Origin of the sequence: Micromonospora sp. HM134, assembly GCF_007833915.1 — a bacterium.
Classification (GTDB): Bacteria; Actinomycetota; Actinomycetes; order Mycobacteriales; family Micromonosporaceae; genus Micromonospora; species Micromonospora wenchangensis.
The window spans coordinates 2898533-2914426 of record NZ_CP041061.1 but is presented as its reverse complement, the minus strand read 5'-3'; the positions used below and the strand labels follow the sequence as shown (position 1 = coordinate 2914426).

The 15894-nt window shown below is 71.9% G+C and carries 13 protein-coding genes and 1 pseudogene; 3 read left to right on the top strand and 11 right to left on the bottom strand.

Annotated elements, in window-relative coordinates; genetic code table 11:
* Positions 1-15: 15 nt before the first annotated feature.
* From FJK98_RS12785 to FJK98_RS12760, 6 genes and pseudogenes are all read right to left on the bottom strand, one after another.
* Positions 16-542: pseudogene (locus FJK98_RS12785) on the bottom strand (transposase); the annotation flags it as partial.
* A 248-nt stretch (positions 543-790) separates the two neighbouring features.
* Positions 791-2146, bottom strand: coding sequence for an FAD-binding protein (locus FJK98_RS12780; protein WP_145919208.1), 1356 nt, complete (start codon positions 2144-2146; stop codon positions 791-793).
* Complete coding sequence (locus tag FJK98_RS12775; protein WP_145919207.1) at positions 2143-3240, bottom strand: amidohydrolase family protein; 1098 nt, start codon at positions 3238-3240, stop codon at positions 2143-2145. Before FJK98_RS12775 ends, FJK98_RS12780 begins: the two co-directional genes overlap by 4 nt.
* Positions 3237-4211 (bottom strand): aminopeptidase, encoded by a 975-nt coding sequence (locus tag FJK98_RS12770; protein ID WP_088643360.1) that lies wholly within the window; start codon positions 4209-4211, stop codon positions 3237-3239. The genes FJK98_RS12775 and FJK98_RS12770 overlap by 4 nt, the downstream gene beginning before the upstream one ends.
* Positions 4211-5014: an acetoacetate decarboxylase family protein gene (locus tag FJK98_RS12765; protein ID WP_088643359.1), complete on the bottom strand. Its 804-nt coding sequence runs from the start codon at positions 5012-5014 to the stop codon at positions 4211-4213. The genes FJK98_RS12770 and FJK98_RS12765 overlap by 1 nt, the downstream gene beginning before the upstream one ends.
* 118 nt (positions 5015-5132) lie before the next feature.
* Positions 5133-6173, bottom strand: coding sequence for an amidohydrolase family protein (locus tag FJK98_RS12760; RefSeq protein ID WP_088643358.1), 1041 nt, complete (start codon positions 6171-6173; stop codon positions 5133-5135).
* Between the two features lie 97 nt (positions 6174-6270).
* Between FJK98_RS12760 and FJK98_RS12755 the strand changes: the two genes are divergently transcribed.
* From FJK98_RS12755 to FJK98_RS12745, 3 genes are read left to right on the top strand one after another with little or no spacing between them, the layout of a single operon-like run.
* Positions 6271-7989 carry a thiamine pyrophosphate-binding protein gene (locus FJK98_RS12755; RefSeq protein WP_145919206.1) on the top strand — a complete coding sequence of 573 codons (1719 nt, stop codon included), beginning with the start codon at positions 6271-6273 and terminating at the stop codon, positions 7987-7989.
* A gap of 4 nt (positions 7990-7993) precedes the next feature.
* Positions 7994-8914: an isocitrate lyase/PEP mutase family protein gene (locus FJK98_RS12750; RefSeq protein ID WP_145919205.1), complete on the top strand. Its 921-nt coding sequence runs from the start codon at positions 7994-7996 to the stop codon at positions 8912-8914.
* The gene (locus FJK98_RS12745) at positions 8911-9894 is read left to right on the top strand and encodes a D-2-hydroxyacid dehydrogenase (RefSeq protein WP_088643355.1); all 984 of its coding nucleotides are present in this window, start codon (positions 8911-8913) and stop codon (positions 9892-9894) included. The genes FJK98_RS12750 and FJK98_RS12745 overlap by 4 nt, the downstream gene beginning before the upstream one ends.
* A 74-nt stretch (positions 9895-9968) precedes the next feature.
* On the opposite strand, the gene FJK98_RS12740 is transcribed toward FJK98_RS12745, so the two are convergent.
* From FJK98_RS12740 to FJK98_RS12720, 5 genes are read right to left on the bottom strand one after another with little or no spacing between them, the layout of a single operon-like run.
* The gene (locus tag FJK98_RS12740) at positions 9969-10562 is read right to left on the bottom strand and encodes a cysteine hydrolase family protein (protein WP_145919203.1); all 594 of its coding nucleotides are present in this window, start codon (positions 10560-10562) and stop codon (positions 9969-9971) included.
* Complete coding sequence (locus tag FJK98_RS12735) at positions 10532-12439, bottom strand: ABC transporter ATP-binding protein (protein ID WP_145919202.1); 1908 nt, start codon at positions 12437-12439, stop codon at positions 10532-10534. The genes FJK98_RS12740 and FJK98_RS12735 overlap by 31 nt, the downstream gene beginning before the upstream one ends.
* A complete protein-coding gene (locus FJK98_RS12730; protein ID WP_145919201.1) occupies positions 12426-13334 on the bottom strand; it encodes an ABC transporter permease in 909 nt (302 codons plus the stop codon). Before FJK98_RS12730 ends, FJK98_RS12735 begins: the two co-directional genes overlap by 14 nt.
* Positions 13331-14260 (bottom strand): ABC transporter permease, encoded by a 930-nt coding sequence (locus FJK98_RS12725; RefSeq protein WP_088643351.1) that lies wholly within the window; start codon positions 14258-14260, stop codon positions 13331-13333. The genes FJK98_RS12730 and FJK98_RS12725 overlap by 4 nt, the downstream gene beginning before the upstream one ends.
* Before the next feature lie 13 nt (positions 14261-14273).
* A complete protein-coding gene (locus tag FJK98_RS12720; protein ID WP_088643350.1) occupies positions 14274-15875 on the bottom strand; it encodes an ABC transporter substrate-binding protein in 1602 nt (533 codons plus the stop codon).
* Positions 15876-15894 lie beyond the last annotated feature (19 nt).

Genomic DNA, 15894 nt, shown 5'->3' with positions numbered 1-15894 from the left:
ACTGCCGTTGCAGTACTAGGCCGTGTTTCGTAGGGCGCGGAGCCATTGGTTGATGGCGGCGATGGTGAGGGTGGCTTCGTAGCGCACGGCGAGTCGTAGCGGATGGCCATGGCGCGGTGTTGTTTGAGCTGGTTGATGCCGCACTCCACGGCGTGACGCAGGCGGTAGGTCTCGGGGTCGAAGGCGGGCGGACGTCCGCCTTTGGAGCCTGTGGCCTTGCGGTGGGCGTCCTGGTCGGTCTGGCTCGGAATGCACACGCGGATGCTCCGGGATCGCAGGTGGGCTCGGTTGGCCGTGGACGTGTTCGCCTTGTCGGCCAGCACGGTGTCGGGGCGGGTCCGTGGCCGGCTGCCACCGGGGCGGGGGACGCGCACCTTGGCCAGCGCGGGGATGAACCGCGGGCTGTCGCCGCGTCGTCCGGCGGTCACCACCACGGCCATCAGTTTGCGGCCCTGTTCGCAGGCCAGATGGGTCTTGGTGGTCCAGCCGCCCCGCGATCGGCCGAGCCCGTGATCGGCCGGTTCGGTCTGCACACCACGAGGTGAGGAGCCGGGCCAAGATACCGTCACGCTGCCAGCGCCGAAATCATCGATACAGGGTCTGCCAGGTCATGTCGCCTCACTGCCGCTACGCTCGGCACGAGGTCTCCGGTGTGAAGTTCTGCTTGGTCGCTGCACCAACTACCGGAGACCTCTTCGATTAGCGACCACCGCCATGCCATAGGCCGCTACGAAACACGGCCTAGCGGCACCGCCGGTACCGGCCCGGGTCAGACCGGACCGGTACCGGATCAGGCGGTGGCGTGCCGGCCGGCGAGGTATCCGAGGCCGAGGGCCGCGAGCAGGCCGTTTCCGGCCAGATACCCGTCCGCCCCGTGCCCGGAGATGCCGACGGCCGCGCCACCGGCCGCGTACAGTCCCGGCACCGGCTGCCCGGCGCGCAACACCCGGGCGTGCCGGTCCACCCGCAGCCCGCCCTGGGTGTGGAAGAGCGCCCCGGTGACCCGGACGGCCGCGTACGGCGGACGCAGCGGCGCGCCCCAGGCGCTCCGACCGAACGCGTCGGACGCGGTTCCGGAGGCGGCCGCGTCGGCGTCGGCCAGGGTGGCCGCCAGCGCGTCGGTCGGAGCGCCCAGCACGGCGGCGAGCGCGTCGACGTCGTCGGCCCAGCGGACCGCACCGGCGGCCAGCACGTCCCGGTAGTCCTTGAACGCCCGGCAGGCGTCGTGGACGCGTTCGTCGTAGACCACCCAGGCCCGGCCGTCCGGACGGGACAGCACCGGTACGGCGTACTCGGAATAGCCGACCGTCTCGTCTCCGAAGCGTCGCCCGGTGGAGTCGACGAGGAAGCCGCCGTGCATGACCGTCGCCCAGGTGAGCAGGATGGCGTCCGGCACGGCCAGCGAGCCGTGCCCCTGGTAGGCGTCGAGGTAGCCGGTGTCCAGGCCGAGCCGTTCGGCCAGCCGCAACGCGTCCCCGCGCGACGCCTCCCCGCCGTGGTAGACGCCGTGGGCGATCTCGGGCAGGTGACGACGGACCAGGTCGGGGTCGGCGGCGAAGCCGTTGGTGGCCAGCACCACCGCCGGGCAGCTCAGCTCCTCCCGGCTGCCGTCGGGTCGTTCCAGCACCGCGCCCCGGACCGCGCCGCCCTCGTCGGTGCGCACGTCGACCAGCGTGGCCGGCACGATCAGGTGCAGGTCGTCCCGGTCCGCGGCGGCGTCGAGCAGGGCGCGGTGCAGGGCCGCACCGGAGCGGTCCGGCACACTGTGGCAGCGCAGCGCCGAGTGCCCCGGGTAGCGGAAGTCGGTGACCAGTTCGAGAGGGACCCCGCAGTCGTCGGCCAGCCAGTCGACCAGCTCGGGGGCGACCGAGGTGAGCGCGGCGGCCACGACCGGGTCGACCCGGTCGTGGGTCTTGGCCCGGATGTCGGCGAGGAACCGACCGGGTGAGTCCTCGACGCCGGCCGCCCGCTGCCAGCGACTGCCGGCGGCCGGGATCATCGAGGTGCTCATCGCGGTGTTGCTGCCCTGCCGGAACGTCTCCCGAGCCTCGGCGAGGACGACGGTGCGGCCGGGTCGGGCGGCGGCCAGCGCGGCAGCCATGCCTGCCGCTCCGGCGCCGGCGACCAGGGTGTCGCAGTCGCTCATGAGCCGGCCGTCCCGGGCGGGCTGTCGGGGTCGAGGCCGTAGAAGCGGGCCGCGTTGCGCCAGAGGATCTTCTCCCGGGCCGTGGTGTCCAGGAAGTCGGCGCTACGGATCCAGTTCGCGGCGCCACCGGGGTGGTCCCAGGCGAACGGATGGTCGGTGCCGATGGTGAGCTGGTCCACCCCGACACGCTCGATCACCAGCTCCAGCGCGCGCTCGTCGTGCACCAGCACGTCGTAGAAGAGGTTGCCGGCGGAGAGGTACTCACTGGGCGGTCGGGCCATCGTGCGCTGCGCCGGGGAGATCATGTGCCAGCGGTGGTCGAACCGGCCCAGCGAGTGGATCGCGATGCCGCCGCCGTGGGTGAAGCACATCCGGAAGTCGGGGTAACGGTCCAGCAGGCCGGAATGAATCACCGTCATCAGCCCGATGCTCGCCTCGACCGGCGCGGCGAACGAGCTCTCGAAGTAGTACCGGCCGAGCCGGTCGCCGGCGCCGAGCTTGTCGAAGAACGCCGGGTGGACGTTGGCGGTCACGCCGGCCTCGGCCATCGCCTCCAGCACCGGCAGGATCTGCGGATCGTCGAGGTTGCGCCCGTTGACCGCCGGGGTGAGCACGAAGTGCCGCAGCCCCAACTCCGTCACGGCGTGGTCGAGCACGGCCAGCGCGGCTTCGCGGTCCTGGAGCGGTAGTTGCGCCAGCCCCCGGTAGGTGCCCGGGGCGGCGGCCTCCAGTTCGGCCAGCTCGGTGTTGAGTTCCCGGCAGAAGGCCGCGCCGCGGGCCGCGTCCAGGTGGTAGTTGAACAGGAACCCGGCCACCTGGACGGCCTCGAAGCCGATCCCCTGCTGCTCGGCGCGGGCGGCGAGCCGGGCCGTCGGGTCGGCCAGGTCCACCTCGGGCGGGGCGAAGGCCAGCACGGTACGTCCCAGCGCGAACGCCCGCCGGCCGTCGGCCTCGGTGACCGGTCGCCAGCCGTACCAGTCCCGTCCTTCCCGCCCGGCGGTGAGCAGCCCTCGGGGCCAGAAGTGGGTGTGGGTGTCGATGGCCGGCACCCCGGAGACGGCGTCTCCGGGGGCCGGGGCGGATGCGGCGGTCATGCCACCTTCACGATCTTCCCGTCCTGGACCAGGATCTCCCCGTCCACCTCCACGGTGGGGGTGAGCAGCAGCAGGTCGACGTGGATCGGGGCCTTGACCGTCCCGCCGACCACACTGTTGCCGAGGGCGAAGTGGACGGTGCCGACCTGCTTCTTGTCCTCGGTGATGTTGCCGAGGAAGCGGGCCGCCGGGTTGGTGCCGATGGAGATCTCACCGAGGTTGTCGCCGTTCTCCACCCCGTCGATCATGCGGCGCAGCTCGCCGGCCTGGTCGCCGCCCTCGATCCGGACCGCGCGCCCCTGGTCGAAGTGGACCCGGATCGGTTCGCGCAGCTTGCCGAGCTGGTGCGCGGAACCGTCGGCGACCAGGACCCCCTGCCCGGTGCCGGTGGCCGGAGCGCTCCACGCCTCGCCACTGGGGTAGCTGGAGATCTGGCCGGGCTCACGGGCGAAGGACGCGCCCACTCCGCAGGTGACGCCCTCCAGGCTGGCCGTGAGGTCGGAGCCCTGCTGCGAGGTGACCCGGATCCGGGAGCCGGCGGTGATCGCGTCGGCCAGCGGTTTGGTGATCCGGTGGACCTCCTCGTAGTCGGCGATGCCCGCGCCGCCGGTCAGCTCGGCCCGGGTCACCCCGGTCATCACGATCGCCCGGGCGCCCCGGTTGAGTGCCTGCTTGAGTTCGGGGGTGAAGCTCAGCGCGGTCGAGGTCGGCGAGATGATCACGTCCGCGCCGGCCAGTGCGGCGGCGACGATCCGGTTCGCCGGTTCGCCGGCCCGGGCGCGGGCGGGCTGGACCAGCAGGGTGCCCTCGGCGCCGGCGGCGGCGACCGCCGCGAGGAGCGCGTCGACGACCGCGTGGTCGGAGTTGTGGTCGGCGGCGACGGCGACGAGTTCCCCGGGCCGCACGGCCAGGGAGGTGTTCACGATGTTGTCGGCGGCCTTGGCGACCTGGATCGCGGCCCAGTCGGTCATCAGTGGTCCTCTCGCAGCAGGGTGGCGCCGGCCTTGGTGGTCCAGCCGCGCTGGAAGCTGTACGCCTCGACGATCTCCAGTGGCTGGAAGCCGTCGAGGTCCTCGTTGATCACGTCGGTGAAGATCTCCACGCCGCCGGTGCCCTTCCAGGCGTCGATGGTGGTGGCCCGGTCCAGGTCGAGGGCGAAGAGCTGCCGCTGGTCGGGCACCTGCGGGCTGGGCGAGGGGATGTGCCGGTAGGTGTAGACGCGGTGCCCGTGCGAGGGCACCGCGTCGTCGTCGATCTTCTCGGTGAGCTGGATGTCCACGTTGAAGATCCGCCGGCCGAACCGGTCCACGGTCCCCCGCATCCGGCTGCCGGGGCCGATCGGCCCGAACGCCGGGTTGGCCGGTTGGATCTTGGTCTTGTGGATGACGCCCTGCTTCTTGGCGAAGCCCATGAAGTGGCCGAAGACCACCGACCAGTCCTCGCTGACGTAGATGTAGGCGCTGAACCGGCCGGGCTGGCCCTGGTAGGTGCAGTAGAGGCCAAGGATGCCCTCCTGGTACTGCGACCACTGCGGTTCGGTCCAGGCCTGGTCGGGGTGGCTGTCGCTGACCTTGACCATATCGGCGACGTAGGCGTAGGCCAGGGCCTCCGGGTGCAGGTCGAGGCCGTCGGGCAGGTAGGCGCGGGCCTTGTCCGGGTCGACCCGGTAGATCACCTGGATGGCGTCGGCGCTGATGTGGTGCGGGGGGTCGTCGACGAGCGCCGCCCGACCCGACGGGGACAGGGGATTGCCGAACCCTCGAAGCGTGGCCATCACATTCCTTCCACTCAGCGAAACGGCGTTCCACGAAACGTAGGGGGGCCCGTCGAACCGTGTCAAGGGCCGGACGGACGCCGTGACCAGCGAATCCGCCGTCGGGCGCGACGGGACGTCAGCCGGCGCCGCCGACCGCCCGCCGGGCGCCGTCGAGGAAGAGAGCCGCGTTCTCCCGGACCACCATGTCCTTCTCCCGGCTGGTCAGGAACGGCTGATCGGCGACCCAGCGCACCGCGCCGACCTCGGGAATGTCCCCGCCGTACGGGTGGTCGGTGCCGATCACCACCCGGTCCGAGCCGACCCGCTCGACAAGCAGTTGCAGGGCACGCTCGTCGTGCACCAGGCAGTCGTAGTGGAACCGGCGCAGGTACCGGTCCGGAGCCTCGGCCAGCAGGCCACTGTCGCGCCCCTGCAGGTAGCGCAGGTTGAGCCGGCCGATGCCGTACGGCAGCCAGCCACCCCCGTGCGAGCAGCAGATCCGGGCGCCCGGGTGCCGATCCAGCAGGCCCGAGTAGATCAGTGACGCCAACGCCAGCCCGGACTCGAGAGGCACACCCACCGAGTTGTCGAACATGTGCCGGCAGGTGCGCTCACGCCCGGCACGGGTGTACCAGTTGGCGTGGATGACGATCGCCGCCCCGGCGGCGAGCACCTGGTCGAGGATGGCGACCACCTTCGGGTCGTCCAGATTGGCGTCCTCGACGTTGGTGCCGATGCTGAACGCATACAGGCCGAGGTCCTTCACTGCGTGGTCGAGCACCCGCAGCGACGCGTCGTGGTCCTGGAGCGGCAGCAGTCCGAGGCCGGTGAAGGTGCCGTCGGAGGCGGCCTGTGCGTCGGCCAGGTCCGCGTTGACGTCTCGGCAGTACGCCTCGGCCTCGGCAGCCGGAAGGTCGTACCCCCAGAGGAAGACCGGGACCATCGCCGCCTCGCGGACGATGCCCTCGGCGGCCCGGCGTTCCCGACGGGCGGCCAGGTCGGTCGAGTACAGGTCGACCGGGGCCGGGGCGTCCCGGTCCCCGGCCACGATCCGAGGGGTGGCGGCGGTGAGGTCGGCGTCCCAGGCGTGCCAGCGCCGGCCGGCCCGGACGGCCGACGCGAACTCCCGGGGCCACCAGTGACTGTGCAGATCCACGGCCTGACCAGGTCGATGCATGACACGCACCCCTCTTGTTCCGGTTGATGAAACGGTGTTTCATAAAGTAGCGCAGCCGACGGGGGCGGGACAGGCCGACCGACACAGGACGTGACACATGGATCTGACATACGGAAGCGACGTGATGGTGGCGCTGCTCCAGCGCCTCGGCATCCGGTACGTGGCAGCCAACCCCGGTGCCTCGTTCCGGGGCCTGCACGACTCCCTCACCACCAGCGGAAGCCCCGAGGTGATCTCGGCGCTGCACGAGGGCGTAGCCGTGGCCGTCGCCCACGGCTACGCCAAGGCCTCCGGCGAGGTGATGGCCGCCGCCGTGCACAACCTGGTCGGCCTCCAGCAGGCCGTGATGGCGACCTTCAACGCGTACGCCGACCACGCGCCGGTGCTCCTGCTCGGCGGCTCCGGCCCGTCCGACCAGGCCCGCCGCCGACCGTGGATCGACTGGGTGCACACCGCGAACCAGCAGGGCCAGGCCGTCCGGGACGTGGTCAAGTGGGACACCGAACCCACGTCCGTCGCCGCCCTGCCCGACCTGATGCTCCGCGCCCACCAGCTCGCCGTGGCCCAACCGCCCGGCCCCACCTACGTGGCCCTCGACGCGCTGATGCAGGAGTCGCCCGCGCCCGCGGTCGACCTCGGCGACTGGGGGCCGGCCCCGCTCGCCCCGCCGACCGCCCCGCTGGATCGCCTCGAGGCCGTCGCCGACCTGCTCGTCGCCGCCGACTCCCCGGTCGTCCTCGCCGACTTCGTCGGCCGGAGCCGGGCCGGCTTCGACGCGCTGCGCCGGCTCGCCGAGACCCTCGCCGTGCCCGTGGTGGACCTCGGTAGCCGGCACAACTTCCCCACCGGGCACTGGGCCGACTGCACCGCCGACCGGGCCGGTCGGCTCGCCGACGCCGACCTCGTCCTGGCGCTGGACTGCCGGGACGTCCGCTGGGCCACGTCCCAGGTGGACAACGACCGGCGCGGTTACCGGATGCTCACCCGGCCCGGCACGAAGCTCGCCGTGATCACCCTCAACGACCTGAAACACAACGGCTTCCTCGACCTGGAACCGCCGATCCGGGCCGACGAGTACCTGGTCGCCGACACCGCCGTCGCCCTGCCCGTCCTCGCCGACCTGGTCGCCGAGCGGGTCGCCCGCCGCGTCGACGCCGTCGCCGCCCGACGCGAGTGGCTGACCGGCCACACCGCCGCGCTGCGCGCCGCGCAGGGTCCGCCGCCCGAGTCGCCGCACGGCGGGATCACCGAGGGCGTCCTCGCGGCCGCCACCTACGACGCGGTACGCGACGGCCCCTGGCAGATCGGCTTCACCATGTTCCGGGGCTGGCCCCGGCGCACCTGGGACCTGGTCGACTACAACTGCCACCTGGGCGGCTCCGGCGCCGGTGGTCTCGGCTTCGGCATCGGCGGTTCGATCGGCGCGGCCCTGCACCACCGCGACGACGACACCGTGGTGGTCGACCTGCAACCCGACGGCGACCTGCTCTACACCCCGCAGGCGCTCTGGACCGCCGCCCACCACCGGCTCCCGCTGCTGGCCGTGGTGGTCAACAACCGCAGCTACGGCGCGGACTGGCTGCACCAACGTCGGGTGGTGCAGACGCGCGGCGGCGACCTGGACCGGGCCCGGCACGGCATGGACCTGACCGGACCGGACGTCGACCACGCCGGGATGGCCCGTGCCCAGGGCGTCGAGGCGTTCACCGTGACCGACCGCGACGCCCTGGCATCCACCCTCACCGAGGCGGTCAAGGGCGTCCGCGAGGGTCGTCCCGTCCTGGTCGACGTGGTCGTCGACCTGCCGGAGGTGTGATCCGATGCCGGTGCACGCCCCGGTCGGCTTCGCCGACGTCCTCGCCGCCGAACCGCCCGTCTACGCTGCCGGCGTCTGGGACGGGCTCAGCGCCACCCTGGCCGCCACAGCCGGTTTCCGCTGCCTCTTCGTCTCCGGTTTCGCCGTGGCCGCCTCGCTCGGCCTGCCCGACGCCGACCTCTACACCCGCGCCGACATGACCCGCGCGGTCGGCGTCGCCGCCCGGGCCGGCGGCCTGCCGGTCATCGCGGACCTGGACACCGGCTGGGGCAACGCGGTCAACGCGTACCACGCCGCCCGGGACTTCGAGCAGGCCGGCGCGGCGGCGCTGATGCTGGAGGACCAGATCTCCCCCAAGCCGGGGCCGCTGAGCGAACAGGCCGGAGTGAGCCTGGTGCCCCGGGCCGAGGCGGCGGCGAAGGTCCGCGCGTGCGTCGACGCCCGGGACCGGGCCGCCGTGGTCGCTCGGACCAACGCCGACACCGTCGACGAGGTGCTGCGGCGCGCCGAGGCGTACGCGGCGGCCGGGGCGGACGTGGTCTTCCCGATGCGCCACGACGAGACGTTCCCGTTCGAGGCGTGGCAGGCCACCCGGGACGCCTGCGGCCGGCCACTGGCCGCCGCGGTCGCCCCCGGCAGTTGGCTGGAACGCGAACTCACCCCCGGCATCGCCCGGGAACTCGGCATCGCCGTGGTCATCTACGGGCTCCAGGGCCTGCTCGCCACCGCCCGCGCGCTCACCGCGGCGTACACCGACCTGCTCGGCCCGGAGCCCGGCGTGGTCGCCGCCCGGGGCGTACCGCTGCGCGAGTTCACCCGGCTCATCGGCTACGACGAGGTCGCCCGGCTCCGCAACCGCTACCTGGACGCCGGCGGTGTCCCGCCCCGGCCGGGCGGCCCCGGGGCCGGGCCGGGCGACACGTGAGCGGGTCGAGCGGCACCGTCCTGGCCGCCGCGCACGCGCTGATCGCCCCGCTGACCGAGGCGCAGGTCGAGGCGATCCGCGCCGCCGCCGCACCCGAGCAGGTGGTGGTCGCCCGGGACCCCGCCACCGTGCTGCGGCACGCCCCCGACGCGGCCGTCCTCTTCGGTGACATCCAGCCGGCCGCCCTCGACGCCGCGCCGAACCTGCGCTGGGTGCAGTCGGTCGGCGCCGGCGTGGACCGGATCGCCGCCCACCTCGCCGGCCGGGACGTCCGCCTGGTCTCGGCCAAGGGCGGGATCGTCGGCGCGCACCTGGCCGAGCACGCGTTCGCGCTGCTGCTCGCCCTCACCCGGGGCGTGGCGACGGTGCTGCGCGCGCCCGACTGGACCGACGCGTACCGCATCGCGGTGCGGGCCACCCAGTGGGAGTTCACCGACCGGACCATGCTGGTGGTCGGCCTCGGCGGGGCCGGCCGGGCGGTGGCCCGCCGGGCCCGGGGCTTCGAGTTCGCGCGGATCGTCGCGGTCGAGCCGGAGTCCGTCGAGCCCGGCCCCGACGTGGACCTGCTGGTCACCCCGGACCGACTGGACGAGGTGCTGCCTACCGCCGACGTGGTGGTGCTCACCGTGCCGCTCACCCCGGCCACCCGCCACCTGCTGGACGCCAGCCGGATCGCCACGCTGAAACCCGGCGCGATCCTGGTCAACGTCAGCCGGGGCGAACTGGTCGACGAATCGGCCCTGCGCGCCGCGCTCACCGGCGGACGCCTCGGCGGGGCCGGGCTGGACGTGGTGACCAGGGAGCCCCTCGCCCCCGACGACCCGCTGTGGCGACTGCCCAACGTGGTGGTCACCCCGCACATCGCCGGCGGATCGCCGCGCCGCGCCGAACGGGTGGTCGAGCAGTTCTGCGAGAACCTGCGCCGCTGGCACGCCGGCGAACCCCTGCTCGGCGAGTTCGACCGCGACCGCGGCTACTGAGATCCGGGACCCCCGCCCGACCAGACGTCGCGCCGGCGGTCCCGGGGCGGCACGGCGTGCCGCCCCGGGCGGGTTCAGGCGGGCAGGACGGCGGCAGCGGGCCGGACGGTGGCGACGGCGTGCGCGAGGGTGGCCAGTGTGGCCCGCTGCACCTGTTCCGCCGGCAGGTCGAAACCGGCTGCGGTGACCGGCAGCGCGGCGGTCAGGTCGGCGACCACCAGCACGTCGAGGTCGCGGGCGCGGGCGTCCTGGGCGGTGGCCTGGACACAGATGTTGGTGGTGACACCGGCGAGGACCACCCGGCCCGCGCCGAGCGTGCGCAGCACCACCTCGAGGTCGGTGCCGTAGAACGCCGACTGGCGGGGCTTGACCACCCGGATCTCGTCGTCGCGTGCGCCGAGGCCGGGATGCAGGTCGGCGGCCGGGCTCCGGAACATCTCGGCGACCGCGGCGCCGTACCCGGCGGTGGTGGCGGCGCCCATCGACACGCCGGGGCGCAGCTCGCGGGTCACCCACACCAGCGGTACGTCGCGGGCGCGGGCCGCATCGGTGAACCGGGCGATCCGATCCACCAGCCCGGCGGCGTCCGGGACGGCCAGCGGACCCGTGACGTACTTGCGTTGGACGTCGATGACGATCAGGGCGTCACCGGGGCCGAGGGGATGCACGGCGCCTCCTTCCGGGTCGTCGGGCGATCCCGGTACCGGCCGAGGTCGGTCTCGGGGTCGAGCACCGCGTCGAGGAGTTGCCGGGTGTACGCCGCCGCCGGCCGCTGGTAGATCGCGTCGACCCGGTCCAGTTCGACGATCTTCCCGCTGGACATCACCGCCACCCGGTCGGAGATGTACGCCACCGCCGCCAGGTCGTGCCCGATGAACAGGTACGTCAGGCCGAGCCGGGCCTGCAGATCGCGCAGCAGGTTGAGGATCTGCGCCTGAATGGAGAGGTCCAGCGCGGCGACCGGCTCGTCCAGCACCATCAGCGCGGGTTCCAGCGCGAGCGCGCGTGCGATGGCGACCCGTTGGGCCTGCCCGCCCGAGAGCTGGTGCGGGAAACGTCCGGCGTAGTCGCCGTCCAGCCCGACCAGGTCGAGCAGTTCGGTGACCCGGCCCCGCCGCTGGGCCTTCGAGCCCCGTTTGTGCACCAGCAGTGGCTCGTCGACGATCTGCCCGATGGTCATCCGGGGGTCCATGGAGGAGTACGGGTCCTGGAAGACCACCTGAAGGTCACGGCGGACGTCACGCATGGCCTTGCCGGAGAGCCGGGCGATGTCGACGCCGCCGATGACCACCCGTCCGGAGGTGGGGGCGAGCAGCCCGGACATGATCATGGCGGTGGTCGACTTGCCGGACCCGGACTCCCCCACCAGGCCGAGAGTGGTGCCCTTCGGAATGGTGAAGGAGACGTCGTCCACCGCCCGCAACACCCGGCCCTTGCGGCCGGAGCCGAGTGGATATTCCTTGACCAGGTTCTCGACCGCCACGAACGGTTGTTCCGCATCGCCGGGCCGGGCGTCGACGAGCGGATCGCCGCCCGCACGCCAGTAGCCGAGGTCGCCGTCGGCGCTCAGCCGGTCGGTCCAGTGGCAGGCCGCGACCTGGCCGGCGCCGCTCAGTTGCAGGACCGGCAGTTCCTCGGCGCAGCGGTCGGTGGCGAACCGGCACCTGGGGTGGAAGGAGCAGCCGGCCGGCAGCCGGGCCGCGTTCGGAGGCGCGCCGGGAATGGCGGTCAGCGTGGACCGGAGCCGCCGCAACCGGGGCAGCGACCCGAGCAGCGCGGCGGTGTACGGATGGCCGGGCTGGTGCAGCACCTGCTCCGCGGTGCCGTACTCGACGACCCGGCCGGCGTACATGACGGCGACCCGGTCGGCGACGGCCGCCGCCACGCCGATGTCGTGGGTGATCAGGACGACCCCCATCGACAGGCGGTCCCGCAACTCGATCATGGTCTCCAGCACCGCGCCCCGGACGCTGGTGTCCAGCGCGGTGGTCGGCTCGTCGGCGAGGAAGAGCGGCGGGTCCAGGGCGATCGCCATGGCGATCATGACACGCTGACGCATGCCGCCGGAGAGCTCGTGCGGGTACTGCTTCGCCCGGCGGGCCGGGTCGTCGATTCGGACCACGCTGAGCAGGTCCATGGCCCGCTGCCACGCGTCCTTCGCCGACGCGCCCCGGTGCACCCGTAGGATCTCGGCGATCTGGTCGCCGACGGTGAAGCTGGGGTCCAGCGAACTCATCGGGTCCTGGAAGACCATGCCGTAGTTCTCGGCGCAGAACCGGCGCAGCTGCGCGCCGCGCAGCCCGAGCACGTCACGGCCCTGGAAGCGGACCCGGCCGGCGGTGTGGCCGTTGGCCGGCAGCAGCCCCGCGACGGCATGCAGCGAGACGCTCTTGCCGGAGCCGGACTCGCCGAGCACCACCAGGGTCTCGCCCTGCCGCACCGACCAGTCGGCTCCCCGGACGGCGTGCACCGGCCCGCCGAGGGTGTCGAAGGTGACGTCCAGCCCTTCGACCTCGAGCAGCGGTACGGCGTCAGCGCCGGCCATGCGGATCCCACCTCTCACTCAACCAGTCACCGACGACGTTGACGCTCAACACGACCAGAGTGATGGCCACGCCGGGGACCAGCGGGATCCACCATGCGGTGTCGAGGTAGCCACGGCTGGCGCTCAGCATCCCGCCCCAGGTGGCGGTGGGCGGCGGCACCCCGAGCCCGAGGAAGCTGAGCGAACTCTCGATGACGATGGACCGGGCCACCACGAACGTCCAGACGACGATGAGCGGACCGGCGATGTTGGGCAGTACGTGCCGGGCGAGGATGCCGACGCCCCGACGGCCGATGGCCACCGCCGCCCGGAAGTAGTCGGTGGAGACCACGTTCAGCGTCTTGGCGTGGGCGAGCCGGGTGAACGGCACCCATTCCCAGAGCACCAGCACGATGATCAGCACCGACAGTTTGGCGCCGAAGACGGCGACCACGGCGAGGGCGACGATGAGGAACGGGAATGCGGTGAGGATGTCGACCGTCCGCATGATCACCGACTCCACGATGCCCCGGTAGTAGCCGGCGACGACGCCGAGGACGGTGCCGAGCAGCCCGGCGAAGGTGGCCGCGACGAACCCGACGGTGAAGCTGACCCGGCCGCCGTAGATGGCGCGGCTGAGCAGGTCCCGGCCGAGTTCGTCGGTGCCGAGCAGGTGCGCGCCCTCACCGCCGAACAGCGACGGTGCGGCGAGCCGGTTGAGCAGTACCTGCTCGTTGGGGTCGAACGGCGCGACGGCCGGGGCGAAGATCGCGGCCAGGACGCCGACGATCAGGAAGCCGAGCGCTATCCGGGCACCGAAGTGTCTCGGCAGGAGGCGTCGGCGTCGGGGCGCGGGGACGACCTCGGCGTCGGGTTCGGTCCCGCCGGGCCCAGGGACGGTCAGCACTGTGCTCATCGGGTCACCAACTGCGCCTTGAGTCGGGGGTCGACCACCTGGTAGAGCAGGTCGACGATGAAGTTGATCAGCACGACGAGCACGCCGATGACGAACACGCCCGCCTGGAGCACCGGGTAGTCGCGGGCGGTGACGGACTCGACCATCAACCGGCCCAGGCCGGGCCAGGAGAACACCGACTCGATCACTACCGAACCCGCGATGAACTGGCCGAGTTCCAGCCCGACGAGCGAGAGCATGGGCACGGTGACGTTGCGCAGGATGTGCCGGTAACGGATCCGCCGGGTGCTGTAGCCGAGCGAGTTCGCCGTCCGCACGTACCCCTTGCTGAGTTCCTCCAGGGTGTACGCCTGCACCAGCCGCATCTGCCGGGCGCAGATGAAGGCGGCGAGGGTGACGGCCGGCAGGATCAGGCTCATCGCCCCGTCCCCGCCGAAGCTCGGCAGCCAGCCCAGGCTGACCGCGAAGATCATGATGAGCACGAGGCCGAGCACGAAGTTCGGCACGCTCTGCCCGAGGATGGCAAGGCCGTTGACGGCCCGGCCGAGGAGCCCGTCGCGGTGCACCGCACCGAGCACCCCGGCCGGTACGCCGAGTCCGACCGCGATGAGCATCGCGATGATGGTCAGCAGCGCCGATGCCGGGAACCGGTCCAGCACCAACGCCATCGCGTCGCTGCGGTACTGGTACGAGTCGCCGAAGTCGAGCACCAGCAGGTCGCCGAGGAACCTCACGTACTGGACGAGCACCGGTTCATTCAGCCCGAGGTTGCTGCGGATGGCCGCCAGGGTCTCCGGGTCCGCGTCCGCACCGGCGATGGCCGAAGCCGGGTCGCCGGAGATGCGGACCAGGAAGAACACCAGGCTGGACAGTCCGAGGATGACCAGGACCAGCTGCAGGAGCCGCTGTCGCAGAAGCTTCGCCACGGTCGGACCCCGTTTAGCCCGTCACCTTGGTGATCAGCTCCCAGGCCGGGTTGCCCGCCTGGTCCACCTTGAATCCCCGGATCTTGTCGGAGCTGGCCCAGACGTCCGGCATGGTCATCACCGCCACCGACGGGACGTCCTCCTTGTAGATCTTCGACAACTCGCAGAACGCCTGCTGCCGCTCCGGGGTGCCCTCCTCGGCCGAGCGCAACTTGCCGAACCACTCGTCGTACTTCGGGTTGGAGTAGCCGATGTTGTGCTGGGGGTAGCCGCTGACCAGGCGCTCGAGCTGCACGGAGGCATCCACGAATGGTGAACTGCTCATGCCCCAGGCGAAGAAGTCGGCCCGTTCGGTGCGGTTGTAGTACACGTCGAGGTAGTTGGAGAACTCCATGGGGGCGATCTCCACCGACTCGACCGCGTCCAGCTTGTTGACCATCTCGCCGATCGCCTGGGCCAGCAGGGTGTCGTTGAGGATGAAGCCCTGCGAGGTCTGGAACTTCAGTTTGAGCCCGGAGACTCCGGCCTCGGCCATCAGCTTGTTGGCCGCGGCTAGGTCGTACGGGTACCGGGTGACGTCCTTGCAGTAGCCGGACATGAAGCTCGGCGCCAACTGGCCCTGGCCGACCTGGCCCTTGCCGCCCATGACGCCCTGGACCAACGCGTCCAGGTCGAGGGACTGGGCGATCGCGCGCCGGACCCGCACGTCGGTCAGCGGCCCGGAGTCGGTGAACAGGTCCACCACGTAGGTGCGGGGTTCGACCGCGTCGTAGAGCGTGAAGGCTCCGGACTCCAGGGGCTTGATTCCGTCGATCGGGACCTTGGTGATGATGTCAACGTCACCGGCGCGCAGGGCGGCCACCCGGGCCGCGTCCTCCGGGATCGCCTTGAAGGTGATCGAGGCCGGCAGGGCCTTGCCCTGTCCGGAGTTGGGGTTCGGCACCAGCACGAGTTCCTTGCCGGGGACGAACTTCTCCACCATGAACGCGCCGGTGCCGATGGGCTTGACGTTGAACGCCTTCGCGCCCACCCGCGCGTGTTCCTTGGGCGGGACGATCGGCATCGCCCCGAGCAGCCGGGGCAGGATCGCCTCCGGCGCGCTCATGGTGAACCGGATGGTGTTGTCGTCGACCGCTTCGACCTGCTTGATGATGCCGAGCTTGCCGCGGATGCTCGCCTCGTTCTTCGGGTCGAGCATGAACTTGGTGGAGTAGACGACGGCCGCGGCGTCGACCGGCTCGCCGTTGGCGAACTTCAGGTCCTTGCGGAGGACGAACTGCCAGGTCAGATCGTTGACGCGGGTCCACGACTCGGCGACGCCGGGGACCACCTTGGCACCCTCACCGAGGGTGTCGACCCGGGTCAGCAGGGACCAGACCGGGTAGGCGTAGAAGGAACGCGGCGGGGACGTGGCGGAGAATGCGTCAAGGTCGGGGTTGATCGCCCCGACCCCGACCACGATGTTCGCCCCGGCTGCTCCCGGGGAGGAGTCCGCCTCCGCCTTCTTGTCCCCGTTGGACGAACCACAGGCTGTGGCCAGGAGGGCCACCACCCCGACCAGAGCAGAAACCTTCAGGGCTCTGAACCGGCCGAGAACTTCCGTCTTCGGACTCATCCCGGCACCCCTCTCCCGT

Bases quoted from the DNA above. Each gene is read 5' to 3' on its own strand.
- FJK98_RS12780 (WP_145919208.1), bottom strand. From the start codon at position 2,146: ATGAGCGACTGCGACACCCTGGTCGCCGGCGCCGGAGCGGCAGGCATG.
- FJK98_RS12775 (WP_145919207.1), bottom strand. From the start codon at position 3,240: ATGACCGCCGCATCCGCCCCGGCCCCCGGAGACGCCGTCTCCGGGGTG.
- FJK98_RS12770 (WP_088643360.1), bottom strand. From the start codon at position 4,211: ATGACCGACTGGGCCGCGATCCAGGTCGCCAAGGCCGCCGACAACATC.
- FJK98_RS12765 (WP_088643359.1), bottom strand. From the start codon at position 5,014: ATGGCCACGCTTCGAGGGTTCGGCAATCCCCTGTCCCCGTCGGGTCGG.
- FJK98_RS12760 (WP_088643358.1), bottom strand. From the start codon at position 6,173: ATGCATCGACCTGGTCAGGCCGTGGATCTGCACAGTCACTGGTGGCCC.
- FJK98_RS12755 (WP_145919206.1), top strand. From the start codon at position 6,271: ATGGATCTGACATACGGAAGCGACGTGATGGTGGCGCTGCTCCAGCGC.
- FJK98_RS12750 (WP_145919205.1), top strand. From the start codon at position 7,994: ATGCCGGTGCACGCCCCGGTCGGCTTCGCCGACGTCCTCGCCGCCGAA.
- FJK98_RS12735 (WP_145919202.1), bottom strand. From the start codon at position 12,439: ATGGCCGGCGCTGACGCCGTACCGCTGCTCGAGGTCGAAGGGCTGGAC.
- FJK98_RS12730 (WP_145919201.1), bottom strand. From the start codon at position 13,334: ATGAGCACAGTGCTGACCGTCCCTGGGCCCGGCGGGACCGAACCCGAC.
- FJK98_RS12720 (WP_088643350.1), bottom strand. From the start codon at position 15,875: ATGAGTCCGAAGACGGAAGTTCTCGGCCGGTTCAGAGCCCTGAAGGTT.